Below are 16,894 nucleotides of genomic sequence, written 5' to 3' on the forward strand. Positions count from 1 at the left end.
CTCTCTCCTTTTGTTTAGACAATTGAAATTGTTTTATTTGATTGCGGCTTTTGCTGATTATCTCTCGCAAAGGCCGTGGTGCCAGTTCTGGCGACTTCTTTAATGCCGTATGGCTTAAGTAATTCAATGAGTGCTTCAATTTTTGAAGACTCACCTGTCACCTGAATGACGACACTCTCTCTGCTTACATCTACAATAGAAGCTCTAAACGGTTCAATGACCCCTGTGATCTCCATTCTAGATGCCGGTGCAGAAACGACTTTTATCAAAGCCAGCTCTCGCTGAACGATTGATTGGTTTGTAATGTCTGTTACTTTGAGAACATCAATTTGCTTGTTCAGCTGTTTTGTCAGCTGTTCGATGTCTTTCTCTTGGTCTACATGGACGACGAACGTGATGCGTGATACATCTTGAATCTCAGAATGGCCGACCGTAATGCTTTCAATGTTGTAGTGTCTTTTGGTAAAAAGGCCAGTGATTCGGTTCAGTACGCCTGATCGATTTAATACAGTCAACACAATAATTCTTTTCAAGGTTTCACCCCCACCATCTCATGAAGTCCTTTCCCCGGTGCGACCATCGGGAATACTTTTTCATCTCTCGCTACATTGACATCGATGAAAACAGGCTCTCTAGAGGTTAACGCTTCTTCAAGCTTTTCTTTCGCCTCTTCGTCTGATGAGATTCTGATTCCTTTAATGCCATAAGCTTCAGATAATTTAACGAAGTCTGGCTGCTCTGAAAATTTAGAATATGAGTAGCGTTCTTCGTAGAAAATTTCTTGCCATTGTCTTACCATTCCAAGGCTGTGATTATTCAGAACAATCACTTTCACTGGAAGGTTCAGCTCACGGATAACGGCAAGTTCTTGCAAGGTCATTTGGAAACCTCCGTCTCCTAAAATCGCCACAACCGTTGCCTCTTGATCAGCCAGCTGAGCGCCGATGGCTGCCGGTAAACCGAAGCCCATCGTACCAAGGCCGCCAGATGTGACCCACTTATCTGCATTTTCAAATGGATAGAACTGAGCTGCCCACATTTGATGCTGTCCGACATCAGTTGCCACAATGGCTTCACCTTTTGTGAATTGATGAATGTATTCAATCAGCTTTTGAGGCTTAAAGCCCTCTGCTTCGTTTTCAACGTACCAGAGCGGATATTCTGCCTTCCACTGATCTAATTGGTTTTTCCATTTGTCTGATTCCCCTTGCTTCCCGTCTTGCTTGATCAGCTCTTCAAGGACTAGCTTACTGTCTCCAACAACCGGGATATGGGTATGAATGTTCTTACCAATTTCCGCCGGGTCGATATCAATGTGTGCTACCTTCGCATGTTTCGCAAAGTGATTGAGGTTGCCAGTTACCCTGTCATCAAATCTTGCACCGATTGAAATGAGCAGATCACATTGGTGAAGGGCCATATTCGCCGCATATGTGCCATGCATACCAGCCATCCCTAGAAATAGAGGATGCTTTGCTGGGAATCCGCCAAGTCCAAGCAGTGTATGAGCGACTGGGATTTGCTGCTGCTCTACATACTGCCTTAATTCTTCAGATGCTTTGCCATGAAGAACGCCAGCTCCTGCTAGAATGACTGGTTTCTTCGCTCTGCTTACAGCTTCTACTAATTTGCGAATTTGCAAATAGTTCGGCTCGACTTTTGGCTGATAACCAGGTAAATCAATTGGCTGATCATATTCAAACGTTCCTTCAATGCCTGCCACATCTTTTGGAATATCAATCAAGACTGGACCAGGTCTGCCTGTTGTTGCGATGTGGAACGCCTCTTTAATGACACCCGGTAATTCCTCTGGATTTCTTACTTGGTAGCTGTGCTTTGTGATTGGCATTGTGATGCCGAGCACATCTGCTTCCTGGAAAGCATCCGATCCAATAACTGAGGTTGCCACCTGTCCTGTGAAGACAACAAGAGGAAGTGAATCAATCATTGCATCTGCAATTCCTGTGACAAGGTTTGTCGCTCCAGGTCCTGATGTCGCAATGACAACACCCGGTTTGCCAGATACTCTTGCGTATCCTTCTGCTGCGTGAATCGCTCCCTGCTCATGCCTTGGCAGGACATGAAATAAACCAGAATCATAAATTTTATCGTAGATCGGTAAAACCGCTCCGCCTGGATATCCGAAAATGACTTCTACTTTTTCTCTTTTGAGTGCTTCAATTAACATGAGTGCACCGTTCATCGTTTGTGGTGCTTTAGATGTTTCCGTCTCCACTTGTACATTTGTCCCCATTTGATTTCCTCCTCTTTGTCTTGCTTCAGTCAAGTCTTTTCACCCTTTTCTATTCAAGATCGAGATTTTAGACCATATAAAAAAGCCTTCTCACCCCACAATGACACTACTTTTCACTAGGTCAAAGGGGCGAAAAAGCTTTGTTTTTCGCGGTACCACCCTTGTTCACGGCAAAATCTGCTGCCGTCTCATGGACATCTTTCATCCATTTTGGTAACGAGTGAGCAATGTCACTCGGTCTGCCCTACTATCATTTCAAGCAGACACTCAGAGGTGAGTTCACTTTAGAAAGTAACACCGGTTTCCAGCTACCACCGGCTCTCTGTAGATACTGACTCTAAAGCTACTAGTCCTCTTCAACGTTTATCGATATCTATTTAGCTTGCGTGAATGTTTTCATCTGTAAATACGACTTTTTCTCCTTCTTCAACCACTCGCTTGCGGAATTGTTCAAGAAGTTTGTTTGTGTGGACCCCAGGTTTCCCTTCACCGATTGTACGGCCGTCAACCTTTACAACAGCGATCACTTCGGCTGCGGTTCCTGTCAGAAAAACTTCTTCTGCTGTATACACATCGTGCCTTGTGAATGGTTCTTCTTTCACTTCGTAGCCTAAGTCTTCTGCAATCTCCATGATGGCATTTCTTGTGATGCCTTCAAGAGCGCCGATATAACCTGGCGGTGTATAAAGCTTACCTTTTTTATAAATAAACACATTGTCTGCAGAACCTTCTGCCACGTACCCTTGATCGTTCAGCATCAGCGCTTCACTCACACCGGCCATATGGGCTTCGATTCGGACAAGGATGTTATTCAAATAATTTAATGATTTCACTTTTGGGCTCAGTACATCGGGACGATTTCGTCTCGTCGGTACCGTTACAATATCAATACCCGTTTCATATAGGTGCTTTGGAAAGATGGCCAGCGGCTCTACAATGATCACTGTGTTGGCTCTCCCGCAGTTGTTTGGATCTAAACCAAGATCACCAGCTCCTCTTGAGACAACAAGACGAATATAGGCATCCTTTAGGCCGTTCCTTTCAACTGTATGAATCATTTTTTCCGTGAGTTCCTCAAGTGAATATGGAATGTTCAGCATAATGGATCTGGCGGAATCATACAGGCGGTCTAAATGTTCTTTCATTCGAAAGATATTTCCGTTATACACGCGTATCCCTTCGAACACACCGTCACCATATAAGAAGCCATGATCATAAACTGAAATTTTTGCATCCTCTTTTTTCACGAGTTCATCGTTTAAAAAGATCCACTGTTCCTTTTGGTCTTCCATTTTCAGTGAGCACCCTCTCTTTCAAGCAAAAAGTAGTTGAATTTTCAGACACTTTTTATTGAAGCCTCTCACGCTTGCTCTGCGTGTTTGTTTAGCTTTTGTTGAACCCATCTTACGCCGCTTTCCATACAGTGTCAACAGCATTTTTAAAATTATTAGACAATTTAGACTAATCAAAATTAAATGTATACGCTTACACCTTTGCTAGACAAGGAATGAAAAAACTTAAAATTTTTTGTATTTTTTCTTCAATTTATTTACTTTACCTGAACGCTTTTCTTTTGAGAAAACGTTTGTCATATTTTTTCACATCGTTTTTAATGAATACTGGTAGATTTCAACGCTTTTGATTTTCTTTCGGCATGCCTTTCTAAAGCGTTTTCCTATGAATTTATGATAGAATGAGAGCATCTTATAGAAGGAGGGCAATACATGGCTAACATCAGAGGTTATATCGGAACATATACAAAGGGAGACAGTAAAGGCATTTATACTTTTACATTAAATACGGACAAGCAGCAGATCGAACAAGTAAAAGTAGCTGCTGAACTTGAAAATCCTACATATTTAACCGTCTCAGATTCTCAAAAATTTGTGTATTCTGTTGTGAAAGAAGGATCACAGGGCGGCGTGGCTGCGTATCAAATTGATGCAGAAACCGGCACACTTCGTTTCATCAACCAAGAGCTTGCCGATGGCGCTTCTCCTTGCCACGTCAGCGTGGACAATCAAACAAAAACAGCTTTTACAGCAAACTATCATAAAGGAACAGCAGAGATGTATGAAATCGATGCTAAAAATGGCTCAGTCATCCGCACGCTGTCACAGGCGCAGCATGAAGGAACTGGACCAAACGAAGACCGTCAGGAAAAACCGCACACTCACTTTATGGGTCTGACACCAGATGAACAATTTGCAGTGGCTGTTGACCTTGGGACAGATGGCATTTATACGTATAAGAAAGAGGGCGGCAAACTCGAGCTCGCTCATACATTTGAAACAAAACCAGGCACCGGTCCTCGCCATATCACATTCCATCCAACGAAACCTGTGGCATATGTGATGACAGAGCTAAGCTCAGAGGTGATTGTGCTTCGTTACTTTGAAGATGGTCATTTCGAAGAGATCCAAACGATCGCAACCATTCCAAGCGACTTTACAGAGAACAATCAAGGCAGTGCCATTCACGTCTCTTCAGACGGGCAATTTGTTTATGCAGGAAACCGCGGACATGACAGCATTGCGATTTTTAAAGCAGACGCCGACGGCCAATTAAGTCTTGTCGAGATTGCTTCATCTGAAGGAAACTGGCCTAGAGACTTTGTGCTTGATCCAACTGAAGAATTCCTCGTCGGTTCAAACCAAGAATCTAGCAACCTAGTGTTATACAAACGCGACAAAGAAACAGGACGACTCACTGTCTTACAATCAGACATCACTGTTCCTCATCCAGTTTGCGTGAAATTTTTAGGATAATGAAAAAGCCTCCGTTTTGGAGGCTTCAGCTTGTTGACAAAGGGCTAAAATGAACTTTATTTTAGCCCTTTGTCTTCTTTTCAGCGTGCAGACGGCATCCCGCCATCTTCAAGCTTTTGATCAATAAGAGACGTATCGGTTTTTTCACCGAACCATTTTGACAGCCTGTCCTTCGCTTTTCCTTTCACATCATCATCAATGTACATCGCTACTTGGAGCAGAGCAAATGTGATCGCTCCTAAATCATCTGTGTAGCCGACACCAATCAATGTATCAGGGATGAGGTCAATAGGAAGGATAAAGTATCCGAGTGCCCCAATAATAAGGGTTTTTGCTTTGACAGGCACTTCGGGTTTTTGCAATGTATAGTAAAGTAATAGCACAGCATAGACAAGAGAGACACCAGCTTTTTGTGCCGTCTTTTTTAACTTTTCCCAAAAGGCATGATCATTAAAATGCTTCTTCGAACGCTTTAATAGTTCTTTTTTCTCAGAACGGTTCATCATATCGCCTCCATCTACAGCATAGCCCTTTTCCCTTCGTTATACAAGATATCCGCCGATTCGACAAACAAAAAGCAGCAGAAAGCTGCTGCATTCTATTGCTCTTTGTAAAACTTTTCGATCGCCTTATCGATGTAGACCCATCCTTTATAAGACACATGAATTGTATCTTTAAAGAAGTAAGGATCGTATTCATGTTTAGTCAAATCTGCGACTTCATACCCGTTATCTCGAATTTGACGATTGATTTTCTCATAATACTCTGTACGCCCCTCTTTCGGGAAGCCGGTATAATCATACCATTTTCCATTGACAGGAATCGTCACAAACAAAGGCTTCGCCCCTGCCTGCTTTAAAATATCCAGCATGATTTGAAAATCTTTGTATTCTGGTGATTCCGCATAAGAGTGGTCTTCACGAGAATCTTTCATCTTTTTCATGATCGGTTTCAGCTTGCGGTCAAATAGTTTTTGATTAATATAAAACGGGTTGTTCCCTGCTTTTTCCGCACCTAAGACACTTGCTTCTTTTTCAAGCTCAGTCCATGTTTTTCCTTTGACAGAAGGAGACGGATGAAGCTTACGCTCTTTCCCCGATCCAATTGTATAGTACATGTCTTTCTTTTGAAGCATGCCATAATACATTTTTGCAATAGGAGAAATCGCGCCATAAGCGAATTTGTTCCCAGAAAGCTCTGCTTTAAAAAGTTCTGTGATGACCATGTCGTTCTTTACAGCTTTAAACGTCATGATTCTCTTGATCAGCTCTTTTTTCACAGCTGGATCAATTTCTTTATTATAAGCGAGATTAAGCGCTTGAAGCGCTGAATAGTTCGGTGCAAAGTGATTCTCGTCAGATCCCCATTTCACAAACCACTGCGGGGACACGATAAACACAAGCTTCTTCCCTTTTAATTCATCCATATGCGCTGCGAAGTTCATCGCATGAATTAATGATTGTGACCCACCTTTTCCAATAAGATAAGGTGTAAACCCTTGAGGATTCTCATGAAAGAAATTCGAAGGGTGATATGGATCAAAACGTGATAGTTCAGAAGACCCATAGATCGGCAAATAAGTTGGATCTTTTAGCATTTCATCTTGTAAATAAAGCCCCTGGAACATCCCTGGATCTAAATCTGTGGCTGACTTTTGTAATTTGTCTTTTGGGATCAGATGTGAGAGCCATGCATTTGGTACAAGAAGAACACCAATGAATAGAACAGCCGCTAAAATAAGCGGCCCAAAAAAACGCTTTTTCATTACTTCATCTCTGCCAGCTGCTCAGCAATGTGATTCGGTGTATCCCACACATCACGATCGAACTCTGTAATCGGAACAGTGATTCCGAGTTGACTTTCAATTGCCATAAGCAGTTCTACTGTACCAAATGAATCTAGAAGACCTTCTTCAAAAATTGCAATCTCTGGATTTTCTTTCACAACGTCGTCCTGACAAACCTCTGCAATAATACCGTATACTTGATTTTTAAATTCCATAATTTTCTACTCCCTTAATGATTAATGATGAAATGGTTTTCCTGAAAAAATATAAAATCCGAAACAAATCACATGGAATGTAATAATGATCGACACAATCATTGTGACCTTATTATCCGGCCACCACTTGTGCTTTTTATTCCATTTCTCAAATAAATTGTAACCGGACATCACAACTGCGTGATATAGTCCGTAAATAATATATTGAAGTGCTAGACCATGCCAAGCACCCATCAATAGAAAGAGGACAAAGTACCCAATATTTGATACAGCCATACGGTTCTTGATCCACTTCTTTTTTGTCATAAAGAACACAAATCTCATAAACACGTAGTCTCTGAACCAGAAGGAGAGGGACATGTGCCAGCGATTCCAGAAGTCTTTAATGTTCCGGCTGATAAACGGTTTGTTAAAGTTTTCTGGTGATTTAATGCCCATCATATAACTCACACCAACAGCAAATGCTGTATATCCAGCGAAGTCAAAGAACAAATACATACTGTACGCATACATATACGTTAACTGTTGAACAAAGTGACTGCTGCTAATGTGATGAATATTCATGAGAATATACGTGTGAATCAGATAACCAATAATGAACTTATATAAGAAGCCGATAAAAATTTTATGAATACCGGCGTATAGAAGATCACTGTACGCTTCCTTTTCAGGCGGCGTATCCATATCCTTTTCAAACCGGCGGTAACGATCAATCGGACCTGATGAAATCGTCGGGAAAAAGACAATGAAATAGACCAAACGATGAATCGGAATTTTCTTCTTAATCAAGCCGTCTCTTGTCTCGATAATTAACTGGACACCTTTAAATGTTAGGTACGAGATTCCTAAAAAACTCAGCCAGTTCATTGGCGGCGGTTGATGCGGCTGATGAGTTAAAAAGAACGGTAAAACCTTTGAGAGTACAAGCGGCAAAATAGATGCCACCACTGCCATATAGAAGACAGACGCTTGATTCGCCTTCAGCCGGTACGAAAGGTACAAGCGGATGATCAAGATTTGCCACACTGTAAACAAGAAGAGCAGCAATGCGCCATGTGCATCCTTTGAGAAAATAAGCGCGAGCGCCACAACCGTTGCAAACATGTTGTAGCCCTGCATTCTTTTGCCGCGAAGACCAAGAATGATCGTCGGCAAAAGAAGAACACCAATTAGAATGAAGAAAAAGAATGAACTAAACGGAATCATAGAAGAACCTCTTTCGCGATTCTTTTACGATCAACCTTCCCGTTTGGCGTCATGTACAGCTGCTCAAGATAGACAAACTTTCTTGGAATCATGTACGCAGGCAGTGAATCCGCCATTTCTTTCTTAATTGCACTTGTCAGCTGATATTCTTTTTCAAATGAATGCGCTGCTGGAACAATGGCTGCAATTAAGTACTCCACATGACCGTTTGGCTGGAACGGCACAATCACACAAGCATTGACATAGGTTGTCTCGCTCACATGATATTCAATTTCTTCAAGCTCCATCCGGTATCCATGCAGCTTAATTTGATAGTCCAGACGGCCGTGGCATGTAATCAAACCATCCTGTGCCACACCTGCATCACCTGTACGGTAAGCAGGGCGTCCTTCGTATTCAAAGAACACTTTATCTGTTAAGGCTTGTTCACCTAAGTAGCCTCTCGTGACGCTTGGCCCTACGATGACAATTTCCCCTTTTTCACCATCAGGAAGGGTCTTGCCTTCTTCATCTAAAATGACGATATCTGTATCCGGTTTGGCGTAGCCGACTGGTAAAGAATCGTGCTGATCAAGAATCGCCTGCGTGACTTCAATCGATGTGATCGCAACAGTTGCTTCAGTCGGACCATACGTATTAAAGACCTGCGCTTTTGGAAAACGCTCAAGGAGCGCAGTTGCTACAGATACAGGAAGTGCCTCTCCACAGAACAAGAAAACTTTCAACTCTGGTAAAAGCTCCCCTGTAAAGGAAGGGTCCATTAAGCACATTTGCACAAAGGAAGGTGTTGATGTCCACACTTCAACGTCAGATTGACCAAGTGCTGCAAACATATCCTTCGGCTTATTCACTAGATCTTTCACTAAACAGTACAGAGTACCGCCTGATTGAAGCGCTGGATACAAATCCATCACTGATAAGTCAAAAGAAAACGGTGCTTGATTTAAGAAGGTGCGCCCCCCGCCAATTGGGAAGTCTCGGCACATCCACTCTGTAAAGCTTTCTAAATTATTGGCTGTTACCTGAACGCCTTTCGGTTTTCCGGTACTGCCAGACGTATAAATGATGTAAAAGACATCATCCTGTTGAACCCACTGCGAGGATGGCGGTGCTTCTTTTTCAAGAGCTAAAAGAGATGCCGCACTTTTCACTTCAATGTGTTCTTCTACATCTAGTACATTCTGCTCATTTGCACAAATCAACAGACTGGCTTTTGAGCTTTCAATAATTGAGACGATACGCTCGGCAGGGATTGAGATGTCGACCGGAATATAAGGTCTGCCTGATTTCACACTGCCTAAGAAAGAAATCAGCATCTCTGGCTCCATATGACCGTATACAATGACAGGTGCACTGCCAGTTGCGACTGCATCGATCGCACCAGCCATTTGGTCTGATAGATGCCAAAGCTCATCATATGTGATCGAAGCATGTTGAGAAACAAATGCTGGCTGTGTTGGTTTCGTTTGTTGGTATTCATGAATCGTGTGTAATAGTTTCATAGTTTAATCTCCAATTAAAAATCGTTGTAAATGAATGATCCCGTATTTGCTGTATGGAATCCGTAAATAAAGAACAATAATAGCAAAATAAGTAAGTAAAAACTCGTATATCCTATCCATTTTACAGACTTATTTTCTGATAGCTTTTTGAATAGCATATGGATAACCTCTTTTCTTTTGACACTTATAGAGACGCATGAATCATTCAAAGAGTTTCATATCAAAACATAAAAATTTTAAGAAATGATAAAAAAAACTGTCGAACCTTTGAACGTCACTTTTGCGCAAAGCTGTCTTATTGTAACAAAGATTTAATGTATTTGAAATGAAATTCAAGCTTAAATTTGCCTTAAAATTGCTGAAAGCTGTCGAGAAGTATCAAAATTTAATATCAGCTACACAATGAAATAGAGTTCCCTATTGATCTGAAGTAGGTTACATTGAATAATACACATTAAATTTTTCAAATAAGGGAGGTTCACCTATTGTCAAAAGGACTTATTCACCACATTGAATTAAATGTTTCGAATCTAAAGAATTCGATTATTTTTTGGGAGTGGTTTTTAGGAGAATTAGGCTACGAATCTTATCAAACATGGGAAAGCGGTCGAAGTTGGAAATTAGGAGAAACTTATATCGTTTTTGTACAAACTGAAGAACGATTTATGGACGTACCATATCATAGACGCAGAGCAGGTTTAAACCACTTGGCTTTTCATGCAGACTCCAGAGAGCAAGTAGATCATATAACAGAAAAATTAAAAACCAAGGGGGTTAAAATTCTTTATACCGATACACACCCTTTCGCAGGCGGCAATACACATTACGCAGTTTATTTTGAAGATCCTGATAGAATTAAAGTTGAATTGGTTGCACCTTGATTTAAGTTTGACTAGAGAGAATATTGCTCAGATCTTTAAATGACAATAAAAGAACCCATGGTTTCATGGGTTTCTCATCAGTCCATTATAAGAAAATCCGTCACAAGGCAAGCAGGTTCTCCGTTTTGATCTAACCCCCAAAAGCTTGGATACATCCCGTCACCGAAAAAGCTTAATAATTTTATGATTTCTCATAGGTTTTTTAAATTTTCATTATGTGTGAATTTTTATTTTTAGAGGATAAATGTAACATCTAGCGAAATATAAGCCATAAGGAGGGGTAAAGTTGACTGCAGTTTTATCATATGTAAGTAAAGAATTTTCAATTATTCTATCTGATAACAGAATAAACTTCGGGCGCTACCAAGAACATGGCTTTGAAGATGGTCATGTTAAACTTGTTAACTTGAGAGATATGGGATGGGCGAGTGGAGCAGGTCTGTCCGATTATCTATTTAAACTAAAGGAAGCATTAGCATCAAACGAAATTAAAGATACAAATAATATTGAAATTTTATTTAAAAGTGTACTTGAAGCATGTAAATCAGAAAATCCCATATTTGAAGAAGATATAGATGCCAGCGTAGTAGTCGCTTCTTGGCTAGGTGCCAATGAAACGAGTATTTTTCTTAGAGTTGGAATACTCTCAAACAAACATTCTGGAACAAATCTCGCAATTTTAGAAAATGGATCCATAAATATTGTATATCCAGGAGATTTCCTTGAATCTCCCAATAAGATTAAATTCACAGAAGAAAGATATGATTTAAATATTGGTAAGAAAGGTTTTTGGGGTAGTTTAAGGATAATGCTTAATATCTTTAATGATATTTCACTTAACTCAAAACAAGTAAGTAGAACTTGTGATATAGGAATTCACATCATACAAGAAGATGGGATTTATAAGTTCAAAATTAGTGGAGAGATAGAAACACTATTGAGTGAACTCAATACAGGAAGCATTCAAGATCGAATTGAAATTATTAATTCTATAACTAAAAATTAATTAAATACATCTTTTTACTGCTTTGTTTTATTTCATTTAATTAAACACATCACTTGATTTTAAAAGACTGTTTCGAAAACAAGGAAATAATCTCTTTTTAATCAATCAAAAAACGTCCAAAGGTTAGGTTGGACGTTTTTTGCTATCATTCATTATTTAATTACGTCCCAGGAGAGATTCGAACTCCCGACCGACGGCTTAGAAGGCCGTTGCTCTATCCTGCTGAGCTACTGGGACATGTTGTTATGTAGTGTGCTGTGGCGCATTACCTCAGCGACAAGATTTATTATATTACTATTGTTCTTTAAAGTCAACGGTTTTTCGAAAGTTTTTTTCATAAGGGGCAAATGCTGCACCCTTATGAAATACCTTCCAATGTGACAGTGTTTTCGAGGTCTTGTATGACCAGACCTTCGTCTGTGAAAAACTGTACGTTTGCTTCGCTTCCATCTAGTGTCAGTATCGCATAGCTGCGCTCTTTACGCATTCTTGGCAGGTGCACGCTGCCCGGGTTAATAAGCAGTTTTCCTCTTAGCAGCTCACTGCCTGGGATGTGCGAGTGGCCAAAGCAGATAATGTCTGCGCCTAGCTCTTCTGCACGGTAGTAGACTTGAAGCAAGGATTGTTTGATGCCATGCAGATGTCCGTGAGTGAGAAATAGTTTTCCGCCTCCATCAAGTGGGAGCAGGAGCTCTTCTTCAAAATCGCCCATAAAGTCACAATTTCCTTTGACGACTTTGTATCCTTCGAGTGCTGGATGGTTCGTTTCGAGTTCTGAATCTCCGCAGTGAATCATCATATCGACTTCATCCGCGTGCCGTTTGGCAATGGTTTGAAGTTCGTCTGTGAGTCCATGACTGTCACTCATGATGAGTATCTTCATGGCTTCATTCCCCCTTATTCATTTGCGTCTAGCAGTGATGAAAGCTTTTGAAGCGCGACCGCTCGATGGCTGATCTTGTTTTTCTCCTCTGGTGATAATTCGGCCATCGTCTGGTCTTTGTCTTTGACGATGAAAATGGGGTCATATCCGAAGCCGTTTTCGCCGATTGGTTCCTCTGCGATGAAGCCTTCTACTGATCCTTCTACCGTCTTTGTTTCTTTGCCCGGTATGCTGACAGCCAGGGCACATCTGAATCTGGCTGTGCGGTCTTCTTTTTCAATGCCTTGAAGTTCGCTCAGCACTTTTTCCACATTCTCAGCATCGTTTTTATGCTCACCAGCGTATCTCGCTGAATATACGCCAGGTTTTCCGCCAAGATAGTCAATCGACAAACCGGAATCGTCTGCAATGACCATTTCACCTGCTTTGGCTTGAATCGCCTCGGCTTTGATGATGGCATTTTCTTCGAAGGTTTGTCCTGTTTCTTCAATCTCTTCAGTAAAGCCGATGTCTGCTAGTGTTTTGACCGTGAATCCTTTTGGCTCAAGAATGGCTTTGAATTCTTTCGCTTTGCCCGCATTGTGCGTTGCAATGATGGCTGTTTTCATCCTGATCAAACCCTTCTTTTTATTCGATGACTTCTCCTGTAACCGCTTTTTGCTTTTCGATTAATTCTTTGATGCCCTTTTCGGCTAAATCAAGCAGTCCGTTTAGCTGTTCTCTTGAGAATGTCGCTTCTTCGCCTGTCCCTTGAAGTTCAACAAAGCGTCCAGCACCTGTCATGATGACATTCATATCTACTTCAGCTGAAGAATCTTCTTCATAATTTAAATCTAACAGAAGACCTTGCTGAGAATCAATTCCGACGGATATCGCCGCTAAATAATCAGTGATCGGGTTTTCTTTGATAACTCCTTCTGCTCGAAGCTTCTGAATCGCAAGTGTCATGGCGACAAAAGCACCTGTAATGGATGCTGTGCGTGTTCCGCCGTCTGCTTGAATGACATCACAGTCAATCCAAATCGTGCGTTCGCCAAGCTTTTCTAAGTCAACGACTGCGCGGAGTGCTCGTCCAATTAAGCGCTGAATCTCCATTGTACGTCCTGTAACTTTTCCTTTAGAAGATTCTCTCATCGTTCTTTGTGCGGTTGCTCTTGGAAGCATGCTATATTCTGCTGTAATCCAGCCTTTTCCTTCTCCTCTTAAAAAAGGAGGTACACGGTCTTCGATGGATGCGTTACAAATCACCTTCGTATTTCCCGATGAGATTAAGACAGAGCCTTCTGGATGCTTAATGTAGCCTGCCTCTATTTCAACTTTTCTTAATTCGTCATATTGTCTTTCATCTAATCTCATGATTTACCTCCATTACGATATACATTCCGCGCGGGTGCCAGCGGGGTTCTCCTACTAACTTTGACAACCTAGGCTCGTTCTAATCGCTTGGAATAAAAAAGAGGCAGCGAATATGCATGCCTCTTTTTCTCCATTATATCAATGTGTGCCGTTAAAAACTACCTGTATTCACTTGTTCTGGTCTTGAAACCGGCTTTGTCAGCTCTGCTCCTTTTTCGTTCACAAGCTCAGCCTTGCCGTTTACCTTAACCGATACGCTTTTGACGTCCGGCAGCTCTGTTAATGTGAGCACAATGCTATCAAGAACTTTTTGTGAAATGACCTTTTTCTTTTCATCTGCACTGCCAAAAATGGATTCGTTGAAATCAAGTGTCACATGTCCGTCTTTTACTTTCGGGACATCATTCAGCTTTACATCTTGATCAAAGTCTGTGAGCAAATGGCTTTTTTTGCTTGGTCCAGAGACGAGCTCATCAATGGCTGCTGTAATCGGATCATCCTCGTCTTTTGGCGCTCTTTTGGTCACAGGAACATAGTACGTCTGTTCATCAGATTCAGCTAAGTAGTAAACCGTCACTGGCTTTGTCGATGTCATATCAGCGGCAGCCTCGTGCTGAATATTTATACCGTCTTCTCTGCTTAAATCATCGGAGATCGGTGTACCGTTCACAGGCATTTCTTTTAGTTCATGTCCATTCATTTTCAATTTGACTTTGGCGACAGAATCAAACTGCGTTAACGTCCAAGTGACAGATTGCAGGATGCGCTGTTCGTCTTCTTTTTTATAGTTTTTGAATTCATTTGAAAAATCCACTACGGCCGTTCCGTCTTTAATGTCGACAGATACGCTCGTGTCGGCCGGCAAAACAGCTCGGAACCCATTTGGCATGAGGTTAGAAATCGGTCCTCCGTCCACGAGATATTCAAGGGTTTGTTTGGCACTTCCTTCGTTTTTCGGCAGCGGAATGGATTGAGAGACGACATACCCGTTTTTATCAATTAAATATAATTCTCTCATGACTGTATCTGCCTTCTTCTCTTCTTTTCCTTCTTTGGCTGTTTGTTTATCTTCTTTATTTTCTTTCACATATGTGACGTTTTGTGGCGGGTCAATCTCTGTTTTCGCTTGGTCTGTTTGAAACAATCCGCATCCTGACAAAAGCATGGCTGACGCGATACACGTCACAGCTGCTGTAGATCCTTTTTTCAGCATACTTCACCCTCCTCTAGTAGTTTGTACTACTATGTATACGAGCTCCTCATGTGGATTAGACCCTTTTCATAAAAAAATAACCCACCTCAAGAAGAAGCGGGTTATTGCTGATAGACGTGTTCAAGTGATACGGTTTCGACCTTCCCTGGGAGGTAGCCAAACCAGTCACGAGCGATGTTTTCAAAATTTTGCTGCTGCCCTGTTGTATAAAATGTATGAACAGGTGCTTCTTGAGAAGTGTTTAACAGCCCTTTATACGAAAGAATCGTACTGGCTTCTCTAGCTGTCTCATCCCCTGATGAAATAATGCTCACATCACTGCCCATAAAGCGCTGAATCGACTCTTTTAAAATCGGATAGTGCGTGCAGCCAAGAATGAGCGTATCAATTCCTGTTTCTTTCATTGGTTCAAGGGAATCTTTCACCACTTCATCTGCTGTCTGATCTAAAAACGTACCGCTTTCCACAAATGGGACAAGCAGCGGACATGCCAGACTTTGAACCGCTAGTCCTGCTTTTAGGGATAGCAGTGCTTCTTTGTATGCCTCGCTTTTGATCGTATTGGCTGTACCAATGACACCAATCTGCTGATTGTTTGTCACCTTGATGGCTGTACGGGCGCCGGGCTGAATCACGCCAATGACCGGAATATCAAGCGTTGCTTTAATTTCATCAAGTGCGATCGCCGTCGCTGTGTTGCATGCGATGACGAGCATTTTAATATGGTGATGTCTTAATAAGTAGTGTGCCATTTCCCAAGTATATTGAAGAACCTCTTCTTCTTTCCGCGGGCCATACGGACACCGTTTTGTATCGCCTACGTAAATGATCTTTTCTTTTGGCAGTTGTCTCATGATTTCCTTTGCAACGGTTAAACCGCCGACGCCGGAATCAATCACGCCGATTGGTTGATCCAACAAAATCGCCTCATTTTCTTTTCATTTGCTGCTGTAGTTTCGTTAAGGATTGGTTGAAAACGATGGCTTCTTCTTCTGAGAAAGCCCCTAGAAGTTCACTGACGTATTCTTGGCGTTTGACAATCACTTCTTGAATGATCCGCTCGCCTTCAGGTAATAAATGAATGCGAACCACGCGGCGGTCAGAAGGATCTTTTACTCGTTCAACAAGTTCACTTTTCTCCATTCGATCAATTAAGTCGGTGGTTGTACTGCAAGCCAAATACATCTTTTGTGATAGCTCACCTATTGTCATATCTCCGAATTCATAAAGCCACTGAAGCCCTACAAATTGAGGAGGTGTAATCGTATATTGATTCAGGATTTCTCTGCCTTTTTGCTTAATAATTGCAGCAATATGGCGCAATGATTTCTCAATCTCTGCTACATGGTCGAACTCATTCGTTTCCATTTCATTGATACCTCACTATAGCATCTCACTTTGATTAAAACGTACATTCCTATTTTCCTCGTTTTTCAGAGAAAATGCAAGAAGAGACTCATGGAAACCATATAGAAATAACCGGTTCCTCCCTGGTGTGGAAGGAAAACCGGCTGACTTTAGAGCTCTAGCTCACCCATACGCAGAAGCTCGACGACGGCCTGTGAACGGCCTTTGACTCCTAGCTTTTGCATGGCATTCGAAATATGATTTCGAACAGTCTTTTCGCTAATAAAAAGCTCGCTTGCAATTTCTTTAGTTGTTTTATCTTGGACGAGCAATTCGAATACTTCTCTTTCTCTTTTGGTTAATAGCGGCTTGGATTGAAACTCTTTCTCCTTCAAGTATTGTAACCCTCCTTGCTAAGGTGAGAGCTCTAGTCTCTATAGAATGGGATTCTGTATAGTCGAGATATCATATGCCGGG

At 41.5% G+C, this 16,894-nt stretch carries 20 protein-coding genes, 1 tRNA gene and 1 other annotated feature; of the genes, 3 read left to right on the forward strand and 18 right to left on the reverse strand.

Going from position 1 to position 16,894, the window contains the following annotated elements:
- Positions 1–14: 14 nt before the first annotated feature.
- The 3 genes from ilvN to ilvE form a co-directional block, all read right to left on the reverse strand.
- A complete protein-coding gene (ilvN, locus tag C6Y06_RS11945; protein ID WP_034661705.1) occupies positions 15–533 on the reverse strand; it encodes an acetolactate synthase small subunit in 519 nt (172 codons plus the stop codon).
- Positions 530–2,254 (reverse strand): acetolactate synthase large subunit, encoded by a 1,725-nt coding sequence (ilvB, locus tag C6Y06_RS11950; protein ID WP_060596901.1) that lies wholly within the window; start codon positions 2,252–2,254, stop codon positions 530–532. Before ilvB ends, ilvN begins: the two co-directional genes overlap by 4 nt.
- A gap of 122 nt (positions 2,255–2,376) precedes the next feature.
- Positions 2,377–2,623, reverse strand: a binding site (T-box leader).
- Positions 2,624–2,631: 8 nt separating this feature from the next.
- Positions 2,632–3,546, reverse strand: a complete 915-nt coding sequence (gene ilvE / locus C6Y06_RS11955) for a branched-chain-amino-acid transaminase (RefSeq protein ID WP_003216381.1) — start codon at positions 3,544–3,546, stop codon at positions 2,632–2,634.
- A gap of 432 nt (positions 3,547–3,978) precedes the next feature.
- On the opposite strand from ilvE, the gene C6Y06_RS11960 reads away from it, so the two are divergent.
- Positions 3,979–5,022 carry a lactonase family protein gene (locus C6Y06_RS11960; RefSeq protein ID WP_106036934.1) on the forward strand — a complete coding sequence of 348 codons (1,044 nt, stop codon included), beginning with the start codon at positions 3,979–3,981 and terminating at the stop codon, positions 5,020–5,022.
- 80 nt (positions 5,023–5,102) lie between these two features.
- Here the strand turns inward: C6Y06_RS11960 and C6Y06_RS11965 are convergent, their stop codons facing one another.
- The 6 genes from C6Y06_RS11965 to C6Y06_RS11990 form a co-directional block, all read right to left on the reverse strand.
- The gene (locus C6Y06_RS11965; protein ID WP_034661711.1) at positions 5,103–5,525 is read right to left on the reverse strand and encodes a YkvA family protein; all 423 of its coding nucleotides are present in this window, start codon (positions 5,523–5,525) and stop codon (positions 5,103–5,105) included.
- A gap of 95 nt (positions 5,526–5,620) precedes the next feature.
- Positions 5,621–6,787, reverse strand: coding sequence for a D-alanyl-lipoteichoic acid biosynthesis protein DltD (gene dltD / locus C6Y06_RS11970; protein ID WP_106036935.1), 1,167 nt, complete (start codon positions 6,785–6,787; stop codon positions 5,621–5,623).
- Entirely contained in the window at positions 6,787–7,023 is a 237-nt protein-coding gene (gene dltC, locus C6Y06_RS11975) for a D-alanine--poly(phosphoribitol) ligase subunit 2 (protein WP_024423191.1), read from the reverse strand. Before dltC ends, dltD begins: the two co-directional genes overlap by 1 nt.
- A gap of 21 nt (positions 7,024–7,044) precedes the next feature.
- The gene (gene dltB, locus C6Y06_RS11980) at positions 7,045–8,229 is read right to left on the reverse strand and encodes a D-alanyl-lipoteichoic acid biosynthesis protein DltB (protein ID WP_106036936.1); all 1,185 of its coding nucleotides are present in this window, start codon (positions 8,227–8,229) and stop codon (positions 7,045–7,047) included.
- Complete coding sequence (dltA, locus tag C6Y06_RS11985) at positions 8,226–9,731, reverse strand: D-alanine--poly(phosphoribitol) ligase subunit DltA (RefSeq protein WP_106036937.1); 1,506 nt, start codon at positions 9,729–9,731, stop codon at positions 8,226–8,228. Before dltA ends, dltB begins: the two co-directional genes overlap by 4 nt.
- A 14-nt stretch (positions 9,732–9,745) precedes the next feature.
- A complete protein-coding gene (locus C6Y06_RS11990; protein ID WP_223251450.1) occupies positions 9,746–9,895 on the reverse strand; it encodes a teichoic acid D-Ala incorporation-associated protein DltX in 150 nt (49 codons plus the stop codon).
- A gap of 321 nt (positions 9,896–10,216) precedes the next feature.
- Between C6Y06_RS11990 and C6Y06_RS11995 the strand changes: the two genes are divergently transcribed.
- Positions 10,217–10,612 (forward strand): VOC family protein, encoded by a 396-nt coding sequence (locus tag C6Y06_RS11995; protein ID WP_106036938.1) that lies wholly within the window; start codon positions 10,217–10,219, stop codon positions 10,610–10,612.
- A 77-nt stretch (positions 10,613–10,689) separates the two neighbouring features.
- Here the strand turns inward: C6Y06_RS11995 and C6Y06_RS20635 are convergent, their stop codons facing one another.
- The gene (locus C6Y06_RS20635; protein WP_411265986.1) at positions 10,690–10,800 is read right to left on the reverse strand and encodes a DUF4241 domain-containing protein; all 111 of its coding nucleotides are present in this window, start codon (positions 10,798–10,800) and stop codon (positions 10,690–10,692) included.
- Positions 10,801–10,898: 98 nt separating this feature from the next.
- Between C6Y06_RS20635 and C6Y06_RS12005 the strand changes: the two genes are divergently transcribed.
- Positions 10,899–11,618 carry a hypothetical protein gene (locus C6Y06_RS12005; RefSeq protein ID WP_106036939.1) on the forward strand — a complete coding sequence of 240 codons (720 nt, stop codon included), beginning with the start codon at positions 10,899–10,901 and terminating at the stop codon, positions 11,616–11,618.
- Between the two features lie 163 nt (positions 11,619–11,781).
- On the opposite strand, the gene C6Y06_RS12010 is transcribed toward C6Y06_RS12005, so the two are convergent.
- The 8 genes from C6Y06_RS12010 to gerE all read right to left on the reverse strand — a co-directional run bounded on the left by C6Y06_RS12010 (position 11,782) and on the right by gerE (position 16,812).
- A tRNA-Arg gene (locus C6Y06_RS12010) sits at positions 11,782–11,855 on the reverse strand.
- Between the two features lie 121 nt (positions 11,856–11,976).
- The gene (locus tag C6Y06_RS12015) at positions 11,977–12,501 is read right to left on the reverse strand and encodes a YfcE family phosphodiesterase (RefSeq protein ID WP_060596911.1); all 525 of its coding nucleotides are present in this window, start codon (positions 12,499–12,501) and stop codon (positions 11,977–11,979) included.
- A gap of 14 nt (positions 12,502–12,515) precedes the next feature.
- Positions 12,516–13,118 carry an XTP/dITP diphosphatase gene (locus C6Y06_RS12020; RefSeq protein WP_181185471.1) on the reverse strand — a complete coding sequence of 201 codons (603 nt, stop codon included), beginning with the start codon at positions 13,116–13,118 and terminating at the stop codon, positions 12,516–12,518.
- A 10-nt stretch (positions 13,119–13,128) separates the two neighbouring features.
- Positions 13,129–13,857, reverse strand: coding sequence for a ribonuclease PH (gene rph, locus C6Y06_RS12025; RefSeq protein WP_060596912.1), 729 nt, complete (start codon positions 13,855–13,857; stop codon positions 13,129–13,131).
- A gap of 151 nt (positions 13,858–14,008) precedes the next feature.
- Entirely contained in the window at positions 14,009–15,070 is a 1,062-nt protein-coding gene (locus tag C6Y06_RS12030; protein ID WP_034661739.1) for a GerMN domain-containing protein, read from the reverse strand.
- A 101-nt stretch (positions 15,071–15,171) separates the two neighbouring features.
- Entirely contained in the window at positions 15,172–15,990 is an 819-nt protein-coding gene (gene racE / locus C6Y06_RS12035) for a glutamate racemase (protein WP_012010811.1), read from the reverse strand.
- Positions 15,991–15,997: 7 nt separating this feature from the next.
- Complete coding sequence (locus C6Y06_RS12040; RefSeq protein WP_003216546.1) at positions 15,998–16,438, reverse strand: MarR family winged helix-turn-helix transcriptional regulator; 441 nt, start codon at positions 16,436–16,438, stop codon at positions 15,998–16,000.
- A 149-nt stretch (positions 16,439–16,587) separates the two neighbouring features.
- Complete coding sequence (gene gerE, locus C6Y06_RS12045) at positions 16,588–16,812, reverse strand: spore germination transcription factor GerE (protein ID WP_003184172.1); 225 nt, start codon at positions 16,810–16,812, stop codon at positions 16,588–16,590.
- Positions 16,813–16,894 lie beyond the last annotated feature (82 nt).

This window comes from Bacillus sp. MZGC1, assembly GCF_002998605.1.
Taxonomy (GTDB): domain Bacteria; phylum Bacillota; class Bacilli; order Bacillales; family Bacillaceae; genus Bacillus.